The sequence below is a fragment of the Kaistia defluvii genome, assembly GCF_040548815.1.
GTDB lineage: Bacteria > Pseudomonadota > Alphaproteobacteria > Rhizobiales > Kaistiaceae > Kaistia > Kaistia defluvii_A.
In genome coordinates this window covers 176,222-193,899 of sequence record NZ_JBEPSM010000002.1, presented here as the reverse complement: position 1 = coordinate 193,899, position 17,678 = coordinate 176,222, and the positions used below count along the sequence as shown (strand labels likewise).

Genomic DNA, 17,678 nt, shown 5'->3' with positions numbered 1-17,678 from the left:
AATTGACGGTCCTTAGGGTAGGATCTCTTGCGTCGCCATTCAACAGGCCGGCATGGCATCGCCAAGGCCGATCTCGCGGGCGGACCATTGACGCGGCGCGGGCCGCTGCCTAGGGTCCGCGCCCACGCGCGCCGTCTCGCGCGCGTTTCCCCAGAAGAGGTTTTCGATGTCGACCGGTACGCTCCCAGTTCTCGATCTTGCGCCCGAACTCGTTCAGGCTGCGCAGGTTTCGAAAGCGTGGCCGTTCGAGGAAGCGCGACGGATCGTCGAGCGGCTGAAGCGGCAGGGACGTCCGGACGGCCCGGTGCTGTTCGAGACCGGCTACGGCCCCTCGGGCCTGCCGCATATCGGCACGTTCGGCGAGGTTGCCCGCACCACCATGGTGCGCAACGCCTTTCGCCTCCTGACCGAAGACAAGATCCCGACCCGGCTGCTCTGCTTCTCGGACGATCTGGACGGCCTGCGCAAGGTACCGACCAACGTGCCGAACCAGGAGATGATGCAGGCCTTTATCGGCAAGCCGCTGACCCGCGTGCCGGACCCGTTCTCGAACGAATATCCCTCGTTCGGCGCGGCCAACAACGCCCGCCTGCGCGCCTTCCTGGATGGCTTCGGCTTCGCCTACGAATTCGCCAGTGCGACCGACTACTACACCTCCGGCCGCTTCGACCACGCGCTGCTGCGCATGCTCGAGGTCTATGACGAGGTGATGGAAATCATCCTGCCGACGCTCGGCCCCGATCGTCGCGCCACCTATTCGCCCTTCCTGCCGATCTCGCCCACCACCGGCGTCGTGCTGCAGGTGCCGATGGTCGACCGCAATGTCGAGAAGGGCACGATCACCTATATCGACCCCGACACGAATGAGCGCGTCGAGGTGCCGGTCACCGGCGGCGCGGTCAAGTGCCAGTGGAAGGCCGACTGGGCGATGCGCTGGTTCGCGCTCGGCGTCGATTATGAAATGAGCGGCAAGGACCTGATCGACAGCGTCAAGCTCTCGACCCGGATCTGCCGGGCGCTTGGCGGCGAGCCGCCGGAAAGCTTCACCTACGAGCATTTCCTGGCCGAGAACGGCGAGAAGATATCGAAGTCGAAGGGCAACGGCCTGACGATCGAGCAGTGGCTGACCTATGCCGACAATGACAGCTTGGCGCTCTACATGTATTCGAAGCCGAAGACGGCGAAGCGCCTTTCCTTCGAGGTGATCCCGCGCACGGTCGACGAATATTTCGGCTTCGTCGACGCCTATCCGCGTCAGCCGGTCGAGCAGCAGCTGGGCAATCCCGCCTGGCACATCCATTCCGGCCACCCGCCGGCGGAAGCCTCGCCGATCCCCTTTGCCATGCTGCTGAACCTCGTCAGCGTCTCGGACGCCACCGACAAGGGCGTGCTCTGGGCCTATATCTCGCGCTACATGCCGCATCTGACCGCGGCGACGCATGAGAAGCTCGACCGCCTCGCCGGCTATGCGATCCGCTACTTCAACGACGTGCTGAAGTCCGGCAAGCACTATGTCGTGCCGGAAGGCGCCATCCGCGAGGCACTCATCGCCCTCGACGCGGCGCTGGCCGAACTGCCGGCGGGCTCCACCGCCGACGAGATCCAGACCATCGTCTTCGATATCGGCCGCCAGTATTTCCCGGACCCGAACAAGAAGGGTCCGGACGGCAATCCGCCGGGCGTTTCGCTCGACTGGTTCCGCGGTCTCTACCAGGTGCTGCTCGGCCAGGATCAGGGCCCGCGCTTCGGCTCCTTCGTGGCGATCTACGGCATTCCGGAGACGCGCGACCGCATCGCCAAGGCGCTCAAGGGCGAACTCGCGGCTGCCTGAAGCGCCAACGACCCATCGCGATCCGATAGTTTTGACCGGATCGTGATGGGTTGTGCATCGCCACTGAAGCAACGATTGCCATAGTCAGTCGTTGCTGTTCGGGAGCGATTGCCATGACCTTGTTAAGAATCCTTGTCCTCGCAGTCCTGTTCAGCCCGGCGGGCCTCGCCTTGGCGGACGAACAGGGCTTTCTGAACCGCTTCACCGGCGACTGGTCGGGCAGCGGCGCGGTTCGGCGCAATGCGCAATCGCCCGTCTTCAACGCCCGGTGCACCGTCGCCGGCGACCACGCCGCCAACAGCATGTCGATTGGCGGCATCTGCCGGGGCGCCATCATCGTCTCGCGCGATATCAGCGCCAATGTCCGCTACAACGCCGCCACCGGGCGCTATACGGGCACCTATGTCGGCGCGCGCGCCGGGCCGGCGGCGATTTCCGGCAAGCGCAATGGCGACCGCGTCAATTTCACCATGGTGTGGCCGAAGCCGGTTAATGGCAGCACCAAGGCGCGGATGACGATCGTCAATGACGGCAAGGGCCTGCTGCGCATCCAGGTCGTCAGCCAGCCGGATCCGAACGGCCCCACGACGACGCTGTCGGACCTGACGTTTCGAAAGAATTGAGCGGCCTACCTCAAGCCTCCCCGGCGGAGACCTTCGCGCAACGCGATGATTGGCTTGCAGTACTCGGTCTCCAACATCCTGAGGAGGTTTGCGGAGCAAGCCGTCTCGAAGGACGCACGACGCCAGGGCAGGTCGTGGTGTCGACGCCGCTCTGCGTGCTTCGAGACGGCCCCTTGGGCCTCCTCAGCATGTTGAGGATGGGGTTCCGCGACGATCTTGCTCGGGAGAAGCTACCCCGCAAACGCCGCCGCCGCGTGGTGCAGCAAAGCGTGGCGGCGGGCGATTGGCTCGACGTCGGCGCCATAGCCGCCGCCGATCACCCCGGCCAGCGGAATACCCCGGCTGCGCACCGCTTCGATCACACGCCGGTCGCGCTCCGCCAGCCCGGCATCGGACAGCGACAGACGGCCGAGCCTGTCCTCCTCATGCGGATCGACACCGGCATTGTAGAAGACGATATCCGGATGGGTGCGATCCAGCAGAGGCGCCAATATGCCGTCGAGCGCCGCGAGATAGGCGCGGTCGTCGGTCCCGTCGGCGAGGCCGATGTCGATCGTCGACTGGCGCTTGCGGACCGGATAGTTCTTCTCGCCATGCAGCGACAGCGTGGTCACGGTGGCGTCGGCGGCGAAGATCTCGGCGGTGCCGTCGCCCTGGTGCACGTCGCAATCCACCACCAGCGCCGTGCCGATCATCCCCTCCGCCATCAGCACCCGGATCGCCACGGCGACATCGTTGAAGGTGCAGAAGCCGGCACCCTGGTCGCTCCGCGCATGATGGCTGCCGCCGGCCGTGTTGCAGGCCAGTCCATGCGCCAGCGCCAGCCGCGCCGCCAGGATGGTGCCGCCCGTGGCGGCAGCGGCGCGTCGCACCACCGTCTCGTTCATCGGCAGGCCGATCTCGCGTTCGATCGCAGGCGGCACGGCCAGCGCCAGCACGGCCTCGACGTAGGACCGGTCATGCGCCAGCGACAATTGCGCCGAGGTCGCGGGCTCCGGGACGACGAAGCCCGCCGGCGCGAGCCCGTCGGCTGCCACGATCTCCGCCAGGCGGCGGTATTTCTGCATGGGGAAGCGATGGTCGGCCGGGATCTCGGCGGTATAGGCGGGATGGTGGACGATGGGCGGGAGCATGCGCCGAACATAGGGCCTCGCAACGAGCGCGTCGACGCCGGCCGGAGAAGCCGCTATCGCTTTTCAGGCCCCACCACAGCCGCGCGCACCCCGATTCCATGACCGCCATCCGCCCTTTCGAAGTCACCCATCGCGGCATCCTGGCGATCGCCGTGCCGATGACGCTCGCCTATCTCTCGACGCCCCTGCTCGGCCTTGTTGGCATGGGCGTGATCGGCCGGCTGGGCGACGCCGCCCTGCTCGGCGCCGTGGCGCTGGGCGCGGTCATCTTCGACTTCGTCTTCGCCACCTTCAATTTCCTGCGCAGCGGCACGACGGGACTCGTCGCCCAGGCGCTGGGCGCCGATGACCGCACCGAGATCCAGGCGACCTTCTTCCGCGCGCTGATCGTCGCCTTCGGCATCGGCCTTGTCGTGATCCTCCTCTCCGGGCCGATCCTATCGGTCGCGCTGGCAGCGCTCGGTGGCAGTCCCGCGGTGCAGGCCGCGACGTCGGAGTATTATTCGATCCGCGTGTTCTCGACGCCCTTCGCCCTGGCCAACTACGTCATGCTGGGCTGGCTGATCGGTCTCGGCCGCTCGACCCTCGGCCTGTTCCTGCAGACATTCCTGAACGGCCTCAACATCGTGCTCAACATCGCCTTCGTGCTGGGCCTTGGCTGGGGGATTGCGGGTTCGGCCTGGGGCACGACGCTGGGCGAGGCGGTGACCGCCATTCTGGGCCTCGCCATCGTGATGCAGCGACTGGATTCCGCGCACCGGCCGTCCATGGCGCGGATCCTCGACCGGACGCAGATCCTGCGCATGGTCGCGGTCAATCGCGACATCATGATCCGCTCCTTCGCGCTGCTGTTCGCCTTCGGCTTCTTCGCCTCGCGCGGCGCCAAGATGGGCGATGTCGTGCTTGCCGCGAACGCGATCCTGATGAACTTCTTCCTGGTCGGCGGCTATTTCCTCGACGGCTTCGCGGCAGCGGCCGAGCAATATGCCGGCCGCGCCATCGGCGCGGGCTACAAGCCCGCCTTCCTGCGCTCGATGAAGCTGACGCTGGGCTGGGGCTATGTGCTGGCGACGATCGCCGCGCTCTGCTTCTGGTTCGGCGGCCCGTATCTGATCGACGCCATGACGGTGAACCCCGAGGTTCGCGAAACGGCCCGCCACTACCTGTTCTGGACGGCCCTGACGCCGCTTGCCGGCGTGCTCGCCTTCGAGATGGACGGCGTCTTCATCGGCGCCACCTGGTCGGACGACATGCGCAACATGATGCTGCTATCGCTTGTCCTCTATCTCGCCGTATGGGCCGTGGCGGAGCCGCTCTGGGGCGCGCATGGCCTGTGGCTGGCCATGCTCGTCTTCCTGTCGGCGCGCGGATTCACCCTGCTATGGCGATGCCGGGTCCGCACGCGGGTCGCCTTCGCGGGATCATGACGGCGAGAAGCGGGCATAGCCCTTGACGAGGATCGGTCCGGTCGGCTTACCCGTCGGCGAACCGGGGCTCGGCTCCAGCGTGATTTCGTAGAGCTGCCCCTCATGCGGCAGCGGCAGGTCCGGTCCCTGCAGGCGCGTCGTCGCCTGCCGCGGCAGCGTGCCGAGGGAGACCGGCCCCGTCTCGCGGTCGGGCAGCGTCCAGACCTGCAGGATCTTGCCTTCCGGGACGGTAAAGGCGCGCAGCGGCCGCAGCGTGACGCTGTCGTCGGCATAGGCCTGCACGATCGCGCCGGGCATCGAATCCGTCTCGTTGAGCAGGACCGCGACGGCGACGGGCTCGCGCGGCGCGCCAAGGCGCGTGCCCGCAAGGTAACCAACGCCCAAGGCCAGGACGACGCTGGCGGCAAGGGCCGCCGGCACCCAGCGCCGCCGCGCCCGCGCCGCTTCCAGGCTGACGACCGTCTCGGCGCGGACCGGGCCAAGCTGCGCCATGCCGGCGGTGCGCGCCTCGATCGCCTTCCACATGCCGCGGGGAATGGCGGCGGGCGTCACGGTGTCGTCCAGCGCCTGCATCGATTGCGCCAGCCGGTCGACCATCGACGCCAATTCGGCATCAGCCTGCATCGCCACTTCGAAATCATCGCGCTCGCGGCCTTCCATCTGGCCGAGCACATAGCGCCCGGCGCGGGCCATCTGGTCCTGGCGGCTCATGACAGGCACTCCTGCAAGGCGATGACGCCGCGCCGGATCCAGGACTTCACCGTGCCGAGCGGCGCCTTCATCGTCGCGGCGACCTCGCCATGGTCGAGCCCGGTGACGTAGCAGAGCAGGATCGCCTGGCGCTTCGGCTCGTCCAGCGCGCCGAGGCAGGATTTGAGCGCGTCGCGGTCGGAAAGCTGGTTCAGCGCCGCCATCGCGTCGGCGGCGCGGTCACCGATGGCGGCGACATCCTCGGCGTCGTGAAATTCGAGGCGGGCATCGTTGCGGATCAGGTTGAGGGCGCGGTTGCGCACGATGGTCGTCAGCCAGGCTCGGGCCGAACCCCGCTGCGGATCGAAGCGCGCGGCCGATTGCCAGGCCGAGACGAAGCCGTCCTGCACCGCCTCCTCGGCCAGATCCTGCCGCCGGACGATGCGGCGCGCGATGGCGATCAGCGGGCCTGCCTCCGCCTCGAACAGCGCGGCAAAGGCGGCGCGGTCGCCGCGCGCCATGGCGAGCATCCATCCGTCCGGTGTCTGATCCAGCATCGGCTCCTGCGGCATGGCGTGGGCGGTCATTCCCTTCATACACATGGCGGCGGCCTCGCGATGCAGGATCGAGAATTATTTTTCGCCGCTGCATCCAGCAGCCAGACTGGTGGGTAACGGACCTGTAGGGCTGCGACCCGCAGTCGTTCCAAAGGAGATGATCGTGCCCAAGAACCAGACCGCCATCCACCAGACCGCCATCCGCCTCGCCGCCACCGCCTTCGTCAGCGTCGCCGGGCTCTCCGCCGCCGCGGCCGCCCCCGCCATCGGCCTGACGGGCGACAAGACGCTGGTGATGTTCGATACCGAGACGCGCAAGGTCACCGGCTCCATGGACGTCGCCGGCGTCGACAAGCTGCATGGCATCGACGTGCGCCCGGCCGACCAGATGCTTTATGGGGTCGCCTCGGATGGCCGCATCGTCACGATCGACCCGGCTTCCGGCAAGGCGACCGACAAGAGCAAGCTGTCGCAAATGCTGCCCGATGGCGTCTCGGCGATCGTCGACTTCAATCCGGCCGCCGACCGCCTGCGCCTGATGGGCACGGACGACACCAATCTCCGCGTCAATGTCGATGACGGCAAGGTGACGGTCGACGGCTCGCTCGCCTATGAGGCCGGGGATATGCATGAAGGCGAGAAGCCGGCGATCGTTGCCGCCGCCTATACCAACTCGGTCGGCAAGCCGGAAAAGACGGCGATGTTCGACATCGACGCCACCATCGTCGCGCTGATCCAGCAGACCAAGCCGAATGACGGCACGCTGAAGGCGATCGGCAAGCTGAAGATCGACGGAGCGCCGGGCTACGCCTTCGACATCCATTCGACTGGGGATCTGGTCAATACGGCCTATCTGGTCGCGGGCGACACGCTCTATACGGTCGATCTCGCCAGCGGCGAAGCCAAGGCATCGGGCAAGCTGGAAGGCCTGACGGGCACGCTGCGCGACATCGCCATCCTGCCGTAAGCGGCGCAAGACAGGGCAAGGGCTCGGGCGAGCCTTTGCCAAGGGGCGGCGGAACGGTCAGGCCGTTTCGCTCGCCCACTTTTCCGTCTCGATGCCGACGGCCTCGGCGATCGAGGGGATGCCGCGACGGTCGAGGATGCGCGACAGCCCGGCCAGCATGGCGGCGGGCAGACCGGGGCCACCATAGACGAAGCCCGAATAGAGCTGCACCAGGTCGGCGCCAGCCGCGATCTTGGCGAAGGCGGTCTCCGCCGACTCGATGCCGCCGACGCCGATCAGCGGCAGGTCGGGGCCGACCAGCTTGCGGAAACGGGCGAGCTGGATCGTCGACAAGCGGAACAGCGGCCGGCCGGAGAGGCCGCCGGCTTCCTTCGCCGTCGCCGCATCGATCAGCTTCGGCCTGGAGATCGTCGTGTTGGAGACGATGACGCCATCGATTCCGCGCGCCAACGCCACATCGGCGACGTCGGCGAGCCCTGCCTGGTCCATGTCGGGCGCGATCTTCAGCAGCACCGGCACGCGCCGCGACTGGGCGTCTCGCGCCTCGAGCACACGGGAAAGCAACTCGTCCAGCGCGCCACGCGCCTGCAGGTCGCGCAGGCCGGGCGTGTTAGGCGACGAGACATTGACGGTGAAATAGGAGGCGAGGTCGGAGAAGGTCTCGATCCCCGCAACATAGTCGGCGATGCGATCGGTGGCATCCTTGTTGGCGCCGATATTGACACCGACGATTCCGCGCTTGCCGCGCCGTGCCTCCAGCCGGCGCCGTGCCGCCGCATGGCCTTCATTGTTGAAGCCGAGGCGGTTGATCACGCCATGGTCCTCAACGAGACGGAACATGCGCGGCTTGGGATTGCCGGGCTGGGCCAGCGGCGTAACAGTGCCGATCTCGACGAAGCCGAAGCCCATCGCCAGCAGCGGATCCGGCACCTCGGCATTCTTGTCGAGCCCGGCCGCGATGCCGATGGGATTGGGAAAATCCAGCCCGAACAGTTTTCGCGCAAGGCGCGGATCGCGGTCCGGACGGACCGACGGGTGCAGCCCCGACGACAGCACCTTGATCGAAAGGCCATGCGCCTTTTCCGGATCGATCCGGAACAGCAGCGGCCGGACGAGGCTGCCGAACGCGCTCATGCGGCGAGCTCGGGGAAAATGTGCTGGCCATCGGTGCCGACCGGCAGCGCCTTGGTCCAGAGCACGGCGGAGAAATCGAGCGAGCCGTAGAGATGCGGGAACAGCGCGCCGCCGCGCGAAGGCTCCCATTTCAGCTTGTCGCCGAGCTTCTCGCCATCGACGGCGACCAGCAGCAGGTTGGTCTGGCCGTGGAAATATTTGTCGGCCGTCTCGCGCGCCTGCTCGGCGGTCGAGAAGTGGATGTAGCCATCGGCGTGGTCGATCGGCGCGCCGGTGAAGACGCCCGCGTCCTTAGCCTCGCTCCAAAGGATGTCTGGTGCGATCTTGAAGATGATGGTCATGTGGAATCCTTGACAAGCTGGCCGCAAACTAGTCACGCGGCCTCGCCGGAACAAGGGCCGCCTTGCCGCAAGCCGCAAAATGCCGAATGGGCGGCTGGACAGGTCTGGCGCGCGGGGATAAAGCTGGTGGAAAGGGATATATTCCTTTCCGCGGCCTTCCAGGCGCGGGACGACGCGGGCGTGGGCCCGCATTCGCAGAGGTGTCCGCCATGTTGTCGCACGAGCGGATCTGGGCGGCGATCGATCGCCTGGCCGCCCGCAATGCCCTGACGACCTCGGGCCTTGCGCGCAAGGCCGGTCTCGACCCGACGACCTTCAACCGTTCCAAGCGGATCGCTGGCGACGGCCGGTTGCGCTGGCCCTCGACCGAGAGCATCTCCAAGATCCTCGACGCCACCGGCGAACCGCTCGACGGCTTCATGGAACTGATCGCGGCCAGGCGAACCACGCCGCCGGAGCAAGCCGGCCCCTTCCGCCATGTGCCGCTACTGGGTTTCGCCCAGGCCGGCGCAGGCGGCTATTTCGACGATGGCGGTTTCCCGGTCGGCCAGGGCTGGGACGAGGTCGCCATTCCGCAGACCAACGCCACCGAAGGCGTCTATGCGCTGGAGGTCTCGGGCGAATCGATGATGCCGCTCTATCGCGCCGGCGACATCATCATCGTCTCGCCGACCGCGACCTGCCGTCCCGGTGACCGCGTCGTCGTGCGCACCCAGGGCGGCGAGGTGATGGCCAAGGTGCTGGCGCGGCGGACGACCAAGGTCGTCGAACTCATCTCCCTCAATCCCGAGCACCCCAATCGCGAGATCGCCGCGCGGGAGATCGAATGGATGGCCCGGATCATCTGGGCGAGCCAGTGAGGACGGCGCTCGCCGTGCTCTGCCTCGCCGCGATGCTCGGCCTCGCCTATATCGTCACTTCCCAGATCGGCGGCCTCGACCGAAAGGAACTTGCGGGGCTGATGGGCGCGCCCGCTCCCGGAACAGTTTCGCCCGCGAAGGAGGAACCAGACCCGACGGACGCCGATCCATTCGACGGCCAGGCTGTCGACGAGGACAAGCCTTTGAGCGCCGCCACGCCGGCGTCTCCGACGATGCCGCCGCCCCAGCCGCAAACGGCCAGCGAGACCATCCCGGAACCGCCCCCGCTGGAACCGACCGAGCCTGTCGCGCGCGCGACGCGAAATGTCACCGCGCCGGGCATGACCCCGGCGCCTTCGGGCACCGGCCCGCTCGAACGCGAGGCGCTGCCGAAAAAGGCGCCGACGCCGCCGCGCTGGAAAGCCTATGCGCCGGTGGTGGTGGAGGAAGCCGGGCTGCTCGATATCGGCCCGCGCAAGGTGCGGCTCGCCGGGATCAACACGCCCACCGCCGACCGGCTCTGCAGCCCGCCCGCCAGCGATGGTACTGAGGCCAGGGTGGCCTGCTCTCATCTGGCGCTGGTGGCGCTCCGCCGGCGGATTCGCGCGTTTGGGGTCGAATGCCGGATTTCCGCCAACGAGACAGCCGATCCGGTCGTTGCGCCTTGCCGCATCGGCCCGACCGACCTTGCGCTCTGGCTGGTCGAACAGGGCTGGGCGCAGGCGGCGAAGCAAGCGCCCGAGGGCTATGTCGCCGCCGAGAAGGAAGCGCGCTGCGCCAGGCGTGGTGTATGGCGGGAAGTCGAGACGCCGCCCGATTGCCTGCAGAACTAGCGAGGCTTGCGGCGGCGCAAGCCGGTTACGCCGGGCTTTGCAAGGGCATTGATTGCTGGAGATATGATGCCGTCCCGGCCCTCAGCACCGGAAGCCGGAAATGCAGCTTTAATCAGTCTCAGACCTTGCGGGCCGGCTTGGCCAGGGTCTGCTTGCCGTCGGAGGGCTGCAGGCATTCCGGGGCGATATAGGGCCAGGACTGAATTTCGCAGCCCTTGCGGCCGCCCACCGAAGCCTTGTCGAACAGCGTCAGCGCGGTCGGATCCTTGGCGCCGCTCGTGCGGCTGATGGCTTGTCCGCCATAGACCGTGACGCCGAACGCGACCAGCGCCGCGGTGGTGATCAGACTGATGGTAGTGCGCGTGGTGACTGCTGTCATTTTCGATCTGCGTCGCGTTAGACGCCCCCTGTTTCCCGTTGCAGGCCCAACGCCCGCTGTCGTGAGTTCGTTCCACCATGACGGCAGGGAACCGTCAGTGATGGCCATCACAAACTGAGGGATATCAGGCGAAAACACGGCCATCGCGCCAAGGCGGGCGGCGGGGGTTTTCCTTTTCAAGAAATGCCGTCGCGGCAACACTCCATTTTCTTGATCAAACTACTCGTCATTCTGTCCAATGGAGCTCCAGGACGCGCCTCGTCCCCCACCTTCAAACGCCTGCGCCTCGGAGACTCGCCATGCTCACACGCCGTCATTTCGGACTTCTCGCCGGCACCGGCCTGGTCGGCCTCGCTGCCACGACCCTCGCGGGACGCACCGCCTCGGCTGAAACGGCCAAGACGCTGCGGATCGGCTACCAGAAGGCGGGGCTGCTCGCCGTCGCGCGGCGCGAGAAAACGATCGAGAAGCGGCTCGAGGCCGATGGCGTTGCTGTCACCTGGGTGGAATTCGCCGCCGGGCCGCCGCTGCTGGAGGCGCTCAATGTCGGCGCCATCGATTTCGGCTGGACCGGCGACGCCCCGCCGATCTTCGCGCAGGCCGCCGGCGCCAATCTCGTCTATGTCGGCGCCGCCCCCTCCAACGGCAAGGGCGAGGCAATCATCGTCAAGGACGGCTCGCCGGTGAAGGCGGTCGCCGACCTCAAGGGCAAGAAGATAGCCGTCACCAAGGGCTCCAGCGCGCACAACCTTCTGGTCGCCGCGCTGGAAAAGGCGGGCATCGCCTTTGCCGACATCACCCCGGTTTACCTCTCGCCCGCCGACGCCGCCGCTGCCTTTGCCAGCGACAGCGTCGATGCCTGGTCGATCTGGGATCCCTTCCTGGCGCTGGCCGAGGCGCGCCAGCCGGTTCGCCTGCTGACGACGACGGCCGATACCATCGCGGTCAACACCTACCTGCTCGCCAACAAGACCTTCGCCGGCGCCAATCCCGCCATCGTCACCAAGACGATCACGGGCCTCGGCGACACCGCCGACTGGGCCAATGCCCATCGCGGCGACGTGGCCGCGGCGCTGACCGAGATCACCGGCGTGCCGAGCGGCCCGCAGACGGTGGCGGTCGAGCGCGCCGTCTACGGCATCCTGCCGCTGACCGACGCGATCGTCGCCGGCCAGCAGGTGACCGCCGACCGCTTCTTCAAGCTCGGCCTGATCCCCAAGCAGATCACCGTCTCCGAAGCCGTCTGGAGCGCACCGAAGGCTTGATGGAGCGTGCTTCGAGACGGCCTGACCGGCCGCGTCTCGAACCACGCACGCGCACCCGAGAAGACCGTGCCCCACCACAAAGGCCGCCGCCATGACCGTCACCACCGATCCGCTCAACTTCTTCTGGTTCATCCCGACCTATGGCGATGGCACCTATCTCGGCTCCGAGACGCAGCAGCGGCCGCCCGAGTTCGGCTATTTCAAGGAGATCGCCCACGCGGTCGATCGCCTCGGCTTCGGCGGCGTGCTGCTGCCGACCGGGCAGGCCTGCGAGGAAAGCTGGGTAACGGCGGCCGGTCTCGCGACGGTGACGGAAAAGCTCAAATTCCTCGTGGCTCTGCGCCCCGGCGTGGTCCAGCCCGCCTATGCAGCGCGGCAGACTGCGGCGCTCGACCGCCTCTCCAACGGCAGGCTGCTGCTCAACGTCGTGGTGGGCGGCAACCCGGTCGAGTTGGCCGGTGACGGCGTGTTCCTGCCGCATGACCAGCGCTACGAGCAGGCGGCCGAATTCCTCAGGATCTGGAGCGGCCTCGTCTCCGGCGAGCGGGTCGATTTTTCCGGCAAGCATTACCGCGTCGAAAAGGGCCGGCTCGACTTTCCACCCGTGCAGAACCCGCCGCCGCTCTATTTCGGCGGCTCGTCGGAAGCCGGCATCGATCTCGCCGCCGAGCAGTGCGAGCTTTACCTCACCTGGGGCGAGCCGCTCGAGGCCGTCGCCGCCAAGATCGAGACGGCCCGCGCCCGCGCGGCGAGCCATGGCCGCAAACTGCGCTTCGGCATCCGCCTGCATTTCATCGTCCGCGAGACCGAGGCCGAGGCCTGGGCCGCCGCCGACAGGCTGATCAGCCGGATCTCCGACGAGCAGATCGAGATCGCATACAAGCGCTTCACCAAGGAAATGGATTCGGTCGGCCAGCGCCGGATGGCGGAACTGCATGGCGGCCGGCGCGACAAGCTGCTGGTCGCGCCCAACCTCTGGGCCGGCGTCGGCCTGGTGCGCGGCGGCGCCGGCACGGCCCTGGTCGGCACGCCGCGCCAGGTGGCGGAACGGCTGCGCGAATATCAGGCGCTCGGCATCGACACGGTGATCGGCTCCGGCTATCCGCATCTGGAGGAATCCTACCGGGTGGCCGAACTGCTGTTCCCCGAGCTCGGCATCAACGTGGCACGGCGCGGCGTCAGCCGGGCGATCCAGAACGAGTTTGGCGTCGACGAGACGGCGCGCAAGCTCGCCTCGGCCTCGTGATGACGATCCCGCGCGCGCTCATCGGCTGGATCCTGCCGGTGGTGGTCCTGATCGTCTGGGAACTCCTCGCCCGCATCGGCTTCATTCCGGAGAACGTGCTGCCGGCGCCGACCGCGGTCGGCGTGGCGCTCTGGCGCGTGCTGCAATCGGGCGAACTGGTCGAGAACATCCGGGTCAGCTTCTGGCGCGCCAGCGTCGGTTTTCTCATCGGCGGGGCGGTCGGCTTCGCCTTCGGGCTCGCCAACGGCCTCTCCCGCTTCAGCGAAGCGCTGACCGACACAACGCTGCAGATGGTGCGCAACGTGCCGCATCTGGCGCTGATCCCGCTGGTCATCCTGTGGTTCGGCATCGACGAGCAGGCCAAGCTCTTCCTCGTCGCACTCGGCGTGTTCTTCCCGATCTACATCAACACGCTGGCCGGCATCCGCTCCGTCGACCCTCAACTGGTCGAGATGGGCAAGACCTACGGCATGAACGGCAACGACCTGTTCTGGAAGGTGATCCTGCCGGGCGCCCTGCCCTCGATCTTCGTCGGCGTGCGCTTCGGCCTCGGCATCATGTGGCTGACCCTGATCGTCGCCGAAACGATCGCCGCCTCCTCCGGCATCGGCCATATGGCGATGCAAGCGCGCGAGTTCATGATGACCGACGTCGTCGTGCTGACGATCCTGATCTATGCGCTGCTCGGCAAGCTCGCGGACACCACGGCCCGGATCCTGGAACGGCGGACGCTCGCCTGGAATCCGGCCTTCCAGAATGTTTGAGGGAAGCCACGCCATGTTCGCCGATACGCTCGCCTTCATCGAGACCGCCAGCCGCACGGCGCCGCGCGACCTGCCGGCCTCCCGCCCGGCCCCGTTCGAGGTCACCAACGAGGCGGCTCCCGGCACGCGCGGCATGGGGCTTTGGATCCGCGGGCTGGTAAAGGCCTTCGACGGCGCGCCGGTGATCCGAGGCATCAACCTTGAGATTCCCGCCGGCCAGTCGATCGCAATCGTGGGAAAGAGCGGCTGTGGCAAGAGCACGCTGCTGCGCCTGATCATGGGCCTGGAAACGCCGACCAGCGGCACGATCACCCGGCTCGGCGAGGCATCACGGGAATCCGCCCGCTTCATCTTCCAGGAGCCGCGCCTGCTTCCCTGGGCGACCGTCGCGAACAATGTCGCTATCGGCCTCGGCCGGGCCGGCACGGCCAAGACCCGTCGCGAGGCGGCGTTGAAGGCGCTGGCCGAAGTCGGCCTCGACGGCCGCGCCGACGCCTGGCCCTCCGTGCTTTCCGGCGGCCAGAAGCAGCGCGTGGCGCTCGCCCGCGCGCTGGTCTCGCGGCCGCGCCTGCTCGCCCTCGACGAGCCGCTCGGCGCGCTCGATGCGCTGACGCGGATTTCGATGCAGGGGCTGGTCGAGCGCGTCTGGCGGGCGCAGCGTTTCACCTCCATCCTCGTCACCCACGACGTCTCCGAGGCGATCGCGCTGGCCGACCGCATCCTGCTGATCGAGGATGGCCGCATCGCGCTCGATCTCGCCGTGCCGCTGGCCTGGCCGCGCCAGCGCGGAACGCCAACCTTTGCCAGCCTGGAAAAGACCGTTCTCGACCGGCTTTTCGGCGGCTTCGAAGGTGGTGCAGCGATCTGACGCGTTCGTTCCGGGAGGCGATCCATACTATGCCGGGCGCAATTCGAACCACCGGCAGGCTTATGATGCACGACCAGACCCAGACGATCCGCCCGCGCCTCTTCCTCGACAGCGCGGACAGGGCGGCCTGGGACGAATGGCTGCCGACCGGCCTGTTCCACGGCATCACCACCAATCCGACCATCCTCGCCAATGCCGGCATTGCCAACACGCTGTCCGAGCTGAGCCGGCTGTCGCACATCGCCTTCGAGGCCGATGTCAGCGAATTCCAGGCCCAGACCTGGGGCCGCAGCAGCGAGGCGCTGGTCGACAATGGCCGCGTCATCGCCGCGCTGGATCCGCGCATGGTGGTCAAGGTGCCGATCACCCGGGAAGGCGCCATCGCGGCCGCGACGCTGAAGGCCGAGGGCGTGCGCATCACCATGACCGCCGTCTATGCCGCGCATCAGGCGCTGAGCGCCGCTGCGCTGGGCGCCGATTACGTCGCGCCCTATCTCGGCCGCATGAACGATGCCGGCCGCGACGGCTTCGGCGAGATCGCCGCCATGCAGGAGATCATCCGCGCCTCGCGCAGCGAAACCCGGGTCCTCGTCGCCAGCCTGCGCGCCGCGGACGACCTGGTCCGCCTCGGCCGGCTCGGCCTCGACACCTTCACCTTCTCGCCCAACGTCGCCGCCTCCCTCTTCGCAGAGGAACTCACGGAAGCCGCGGCCGAGGTGTTCGAGATCGCCGCCGAAGGCTGAGGCTTGCTCCGGCGCGGTTTTTGTCTAGATTTATTCTAAACAACTCCGCGCCAGCGAGGCATGATGCAGCAGCCGGTCACCCGAGGCTATTCGGCCAGTCAGATCGCGTTGCATTGGCTGATCGTCGTCATGGTGCTCTTCCAGCTCATCTTCGGCGAGAGCATGTCGCACAGCGTCCGGGCGGCCCGGCGCGGCACGGCGCTTGACCCGTCCGACGCGACGCTCGCCACGCTGCACATCTGGGTCGGCTTCGCCATCCTGGCCGCCGTCGCCATCCGGCTGGTGCTGCGCCTGCGCTTCGGCGCGCCGCCCCTGCCCCCGAGCTCGGCCCTGCTGGGGACGCTGGCCCGCCTCACCCATATCGCCTTCTATGTCCTGCTGGTCGCCGTGCCGGTGACCGGCATTCTCGCCTACTGGTTCATCCCGTCGCTGGGCGACGTGCACGAGCTTGGCAAGCCGGCCTTCATCGTGCTGATCGCGCTGCATGCGGCGGCGGCCTTGTGGCACCAGCTCTGGCTGCGCGACGGCCTGCTGCTCCGCATGCTCAAGCCCGGTAGCTGACGGGCATCCTCATCCGCTCAGTCTCTACGATTGCTTCGGAACCCGTTTGGGCCGCTCCGCGCCCCAAGGGTGCGCTCCAGATATGCCCGTTGGCGGCGCAACCTCAAGTTATACGCAGCTAACAATACACGACAACTCGAAGTAATCGTCTGGCGCAGTCTCTACTCTCGCCGATTTCGCGGCTAATAAAGATGCAAAAGCGCAACAGCATCCCGTTGGGTAATATGTATATTGGGCTTACAGATTTACTTTCTCGCACCACTGGGAATGTCATGAAGCTCCTTCGTATCCTTTCGGCCACTACCGTCCTCGCCTCTGGCGTCGTTGCAGCCCAGGCGGCTGATCTCACCTACGAGCCCGCTCCGGCGGTCGTGGAAGTTGCCCCGGTTGGCAACTGGACCGGCTTTTATGTCGGCGGCAGCGTTGGCTACGCCTGGGGCAAGACCGACCAGACCGATGGCTTTGACGGCCTGATCACCGCGAATTCGGGCGACCTGAAGCCGGATGGCTTCATCGCCGGCCTGCAGATCGGTGGCGACTACCAGTTCCCGAGCAATGTCGTCATCGGCGCCCTGGTCGACGTGTACTATTCGAACGCCAAGGACACGTTCAACTTCGACGACGGCGATTTCAGCTACACGACCGAATCGAAGATCCAATATTTCGGCACGGGCCGCGTCCGCGCCGGTTACGCGATGGACAAGTTCCTGCCTTACGTCACCGGCGGCTTCGCCTGGGCGAACAACAGGATCGACGACACGGTCTATGGTTCGGACAGCCAGACCCATTTCGGCTGGACGGCCGGCGCCGGCGTCGAATACGCCTTCACGCAGAATTGGACGCTCAAGGCCGAATACCTCTACACGGACTTCGGCTCCAAGACCTACACGTTCCCCGACGACAATGGCTCGTATGACGTCGGCCTGAAGTCGCAGACCGCCACCATCGGCGTGAACTACCGCTTCTGATCGAAGCCCGAATTTCTGGATGCAGAGACCTCGCCGAGACGATCGGCGGGGTCTTTTTTGTTGACCTGCCCGCCTGCGGCGCCCCCGAGGCCAACGCTTTTGCTATCGCATTCGGGATTCGCGTGGACAGGCGAAAGGGCTGGATTGACTCCTGCCGCCATGGGAACAAAATAGGAACATGCCTTTTTGGAGTTCCGCTCATGGCCGAAGCCGCCCACCCGATCGATCCGGCGCAGAGCGCCCTGGACCAGCGTGTCGACAGCCTGATGTTGGCCCATCAGGGCGACGCTCGCGCCGTGATCGAAACCCTGTTGCTGGCCATTGACGCGCGTGCGGAGCGGATTTCCTTCGGCTTCGTCCGGGGCCGATTGCCGGGCCCCGATGGCGGCGAGATCTGAGCGCGCGGAGGGCTGGTTTTGCCCCGGCGGAAGGGAACGACGCCCGGTTGGCGGCGTTGTCGATCGGTGGCGGGCAGGTTGCAATGTGGA

General features: G+C 67.0%; 20 protein-coding genes. 14 read left to right on the top strand and 6 right to left on the bottom strand.

Annotated elements, in window-relative coordinates; all coding sequences use genetic code 11:
* Positions 1-166: 166 nt before the first annotated feature.
* On the top strand, positions 167-1,831 hold the full coding sequence (locus ABIE08_RS13915; protein ID WP_354551915.1) for a lysine--tRNA ligase: 1,665 nt from the start codon (positions 167-169) through the stop codon (positions 1,829-1,831).
* A gap of 113 nt (positions 1,832-1,944) precedes the next feature.
* On the top strand, positions 1,945-2,454 hold the full coding sequence (locus ABIE08_RS13910) for a hypothetical protein (RefSeq protein WP_354551913.1): 510 nt from the start codon (positions 1,945-1,947) through the stop codon (positions 2,452-2,454).
* Positions 2,455-2,684: 230 nt separating this feature from the next.
* Here the strand turns inward: ABIE08_RS13910 and ABIE08_RS13905 are convergent, their stop codons facing one another.
* Complete coding sequence (locus ABIE08_RS13905) at positions 2,685-3,587, bottom strand: histone deacetylase family protein (protein ID WP_354551911.1); 903 nt, start codon at positions 3,585-3,587, stop codon at positions 2,685-2,687.
* A gap of 98 nt (positions 3,588-3,685) precedes the next feature.
* Here ABIE08_RS13905 and ABIE08_RS13900 point away from each other — a divergent pair, with 98 nt between their 5' ends.
* Positions 3,686-5,014, top strand: a complete 1,329-nt coding sequence (locus ABIE08_RS13900; protein ID WP_354551910.1) for an MATE family efflux transporter — start codon at positions 3,686-3,688, stop codon at positions 5,012-5,014.
* Here ABIE08_RS13900 and ABIE08_RS13895 read toward each other — a convergent pair.
* Together ABIE08_RS13895 and ABIE08_RS13890 are read right to left on the bottom strand one after the other, a co-directional pair.
* Positions 5,009-5,725, bottom strand: a complete 717-nt coding sequence (locus tag ABIE08_RS13895) for an anti-sigma factor (RefSeq protein ID WP_354551908.1) — start codon at positions 5,723-5,725, stop codon at positions 5,009-5,011. The two genes, ABIE08_RS13900 and ABIE08_RS13895, sit on opposite strands and share 6 nt — an antisense overlap.
* The gene (locus tag ABIE08_RS13890; protein WP_354551906.1) at positions 5,722-6,306 is read right to left on the bottom strand and encodes a sigma-70 family RNA polymerase sigma factor; all 585 of its coding nucleotides are present in this window, start codon (positions 6,304-6,306) and stop codon (positions 5,722-5,724) included. The genes ABIE08_RS13895 and ABIE08_RS13890 overlap by 4 nt, the downstream gene beginning before the upstream one ends.
* 118 nt (positions 6,307-6,424) lie before the next feature.
* Between ABIE08_RS13890 and ABIE08_RS13885 the strand changes: the two genes are divergently transcribed.
* Positions 6,425-7,228, top strand: coding sequence for a DUF4394 domain-containing protein (locus ABIE08_RS13885; protein WP_436409554.1), 804 nt, complete (start codon positions 6,425-6,427; stop codon positions 7,226-7,228).
* Between the two features lie 57 nt (positions 7,229-7,285).
* Here the strand turns inward: ABIE08_RS13885 and ABIE08_RS13880 are convergent, their stop codons facing one another.
* A complete protein-coding gene (locus ABIE08_RS13880; RefSeq protein WP_354551904.1) occupies positions 7,286-8,362 on the bottom strand; it encodes a quinone-dependent dihydroorotate dehydrogenase in 1,077 nt (358 codons plus the stop codon).
* Entirely contained in the window at positions 8,359-8,703 is a 345-nt protein-coding gene (locus ABIE08_RS13875; protein ID WP_354551902.1) for a DUF952 domain-containing protein, read from the bottom strand. Before ABIE08_RS13875 ends, ABIE08_RS13880 begins: the two co-directional genes overlap by 4 nt.
* A 209-nt stretch (positions 8,704-8,912) precedes the next feature.
* On the opposite strand from ABIE08_RS13875, the gene ABIE08_RS13870 reads away from it, so the two are divergent.
* Both ABIE08_RS13870 and ABIE08_RS13865 read left to right on the top strand, forming a co-directional pair.
* Positions 8,913-9,563: a S24 family peptidase gene (locus ABIE08_RS13870; protein ID WP_354551901.1), complete on the top strand. Its 651-nt coding sequence runs from the start codon at positions 8,913-8,915 to the stop codon at positions 9,561-9,563.
* A complete protein-coding gene (locus ABIE08_RS13865; protein WP_354551899.1) occupies positions 9,530-10,396 on the top strand; it encodes a thermonuclease family protein in 867 nt (288 codons plus the stop codon). The genes ABIE08_RS13870 and ABIE08_RS13865 overlap by 34 nt, the downstream gene beginning before the upstream one ends.
* 118 nt (positions 10,397-10,514) lie before the next feature.
* On the opposite strand, the gene ABIE08_RS13860 is transcribed toward ABIE08_RS13865, so the two are convergent.
* A complete protein-coding gene (locus ABIE08_RS13860) occupies positions 10,515-10,775 on the bottom strand; it encodes a hypothetical protein (protein ID WP_354551897.1) in 261 nt (86 codons plus the stop codon).
* Between the two features lie 299 nt (positions 10,776-11,074).
* Here ABIE08_RS13860 and ABIE08_RS13855 point away from each other — a divergent pair, with 299 nt between their 5' ends.
* The 8 genes from ABIE08_RS13855 (at position 11,075) to ABIE08_RS13820 (ending at position 17,588) form a co-directional block, all read left to right on the top strand.
* The gene (locus tag ABIE08_RS13855; RefSeq protein ID WP_354551896.1) at positions 11,075-12,040 is read left to right on the top strand and encodes an aliphatic sulfonate ABC transporter substrate-binding protein; all 966 of its coding nucleotides are present in this window, start codon (positions 11,075-11,077) and stop codon (positions 12,038-12,040) included.
* A 91-nt stretch (positions 12,041-12,131) separates the two neighbouring features.
* A complete protein-coding gene (ssuD, locus tag ABIE08_RS13850; RefSeq protein ID WP_354551894.1) occupies positions 12,132-13,286 on the top strand; it encodes an FMNH2-dependent alkanesulfonate monooxygenase in 1,155 nt (384 codons plus the stop codon).
* Positions 13,286-14,050 (top strand): ABC transporter permease subunit, encoded by a 765-nt coding sequence (locus tag ABIE08_RS13845; protein ID WP_354551892.1) that lies wholly within the window; start codon positions 13,286-13,288, stop codon positions 14,048-14,050. The genes ssuD and ABIE08_RS13845 overlap by 1 nt, the downstream gene beginning before the upstream one ends.
* A 13-nt stretch (positions 14,051-14,063) precedes the next feature.
* Positions 14,064-14,918, top strand: coding sequence for an ATP-binding cassette domain-containing protein (locus ABIE08_RS13840; RefSeq protein WP_436409553.1), 855 nt, complete (start codon positions 14,064-14,066; stop codon positions 14,916-14,918).
* Between the two features lie 65 nt (positions 14,919-14,983).
* Entirely contained in the window at positions 14,984-15,661 is a 678-nt protein-coding gene (locus tag ABIE08_RS13835; protein WP_354551890.1) for a transaldolase family protein, read from the top strand.
* A 60-nt stretch (positions 15,662-15,721) separates the two neighbouring features.
* Positions 15,722-16,222, top strand: a complete 501-nt coding sequence (locus ABIE08_RS13830; RefSeq protein ID WP_354551889.1) for a cytochrome b — start codon at positions 15,722-15,724, stop codon at positions 16,220-16,222.
* Positions 16,223-16,494: 272 nt separating this feature from the next.
* Complete coding sequence (locus ABIE08_RS13825; RefSeq protein WP_354551887.1) at positions 16,495-17,190, top strand: outer membrane protein; 696 nt, start codon at positions 16,495-16,497, stop codon at positions 17,188-17,190.
* 200 nt (positions 17,191-17,390) lie between these two features.
* Complete coding sequence (locus tag ABIE08_RS13820; protein WP_354551885.1) at positions 17,391-17,588, top strand: hypothetical protein; 198 nt, start codon at positions 17,391-17,393, stop codon at positions 17,586-17,588.
* Positions 17,589-17,678 lie beyond the last annotated feature (90 nt).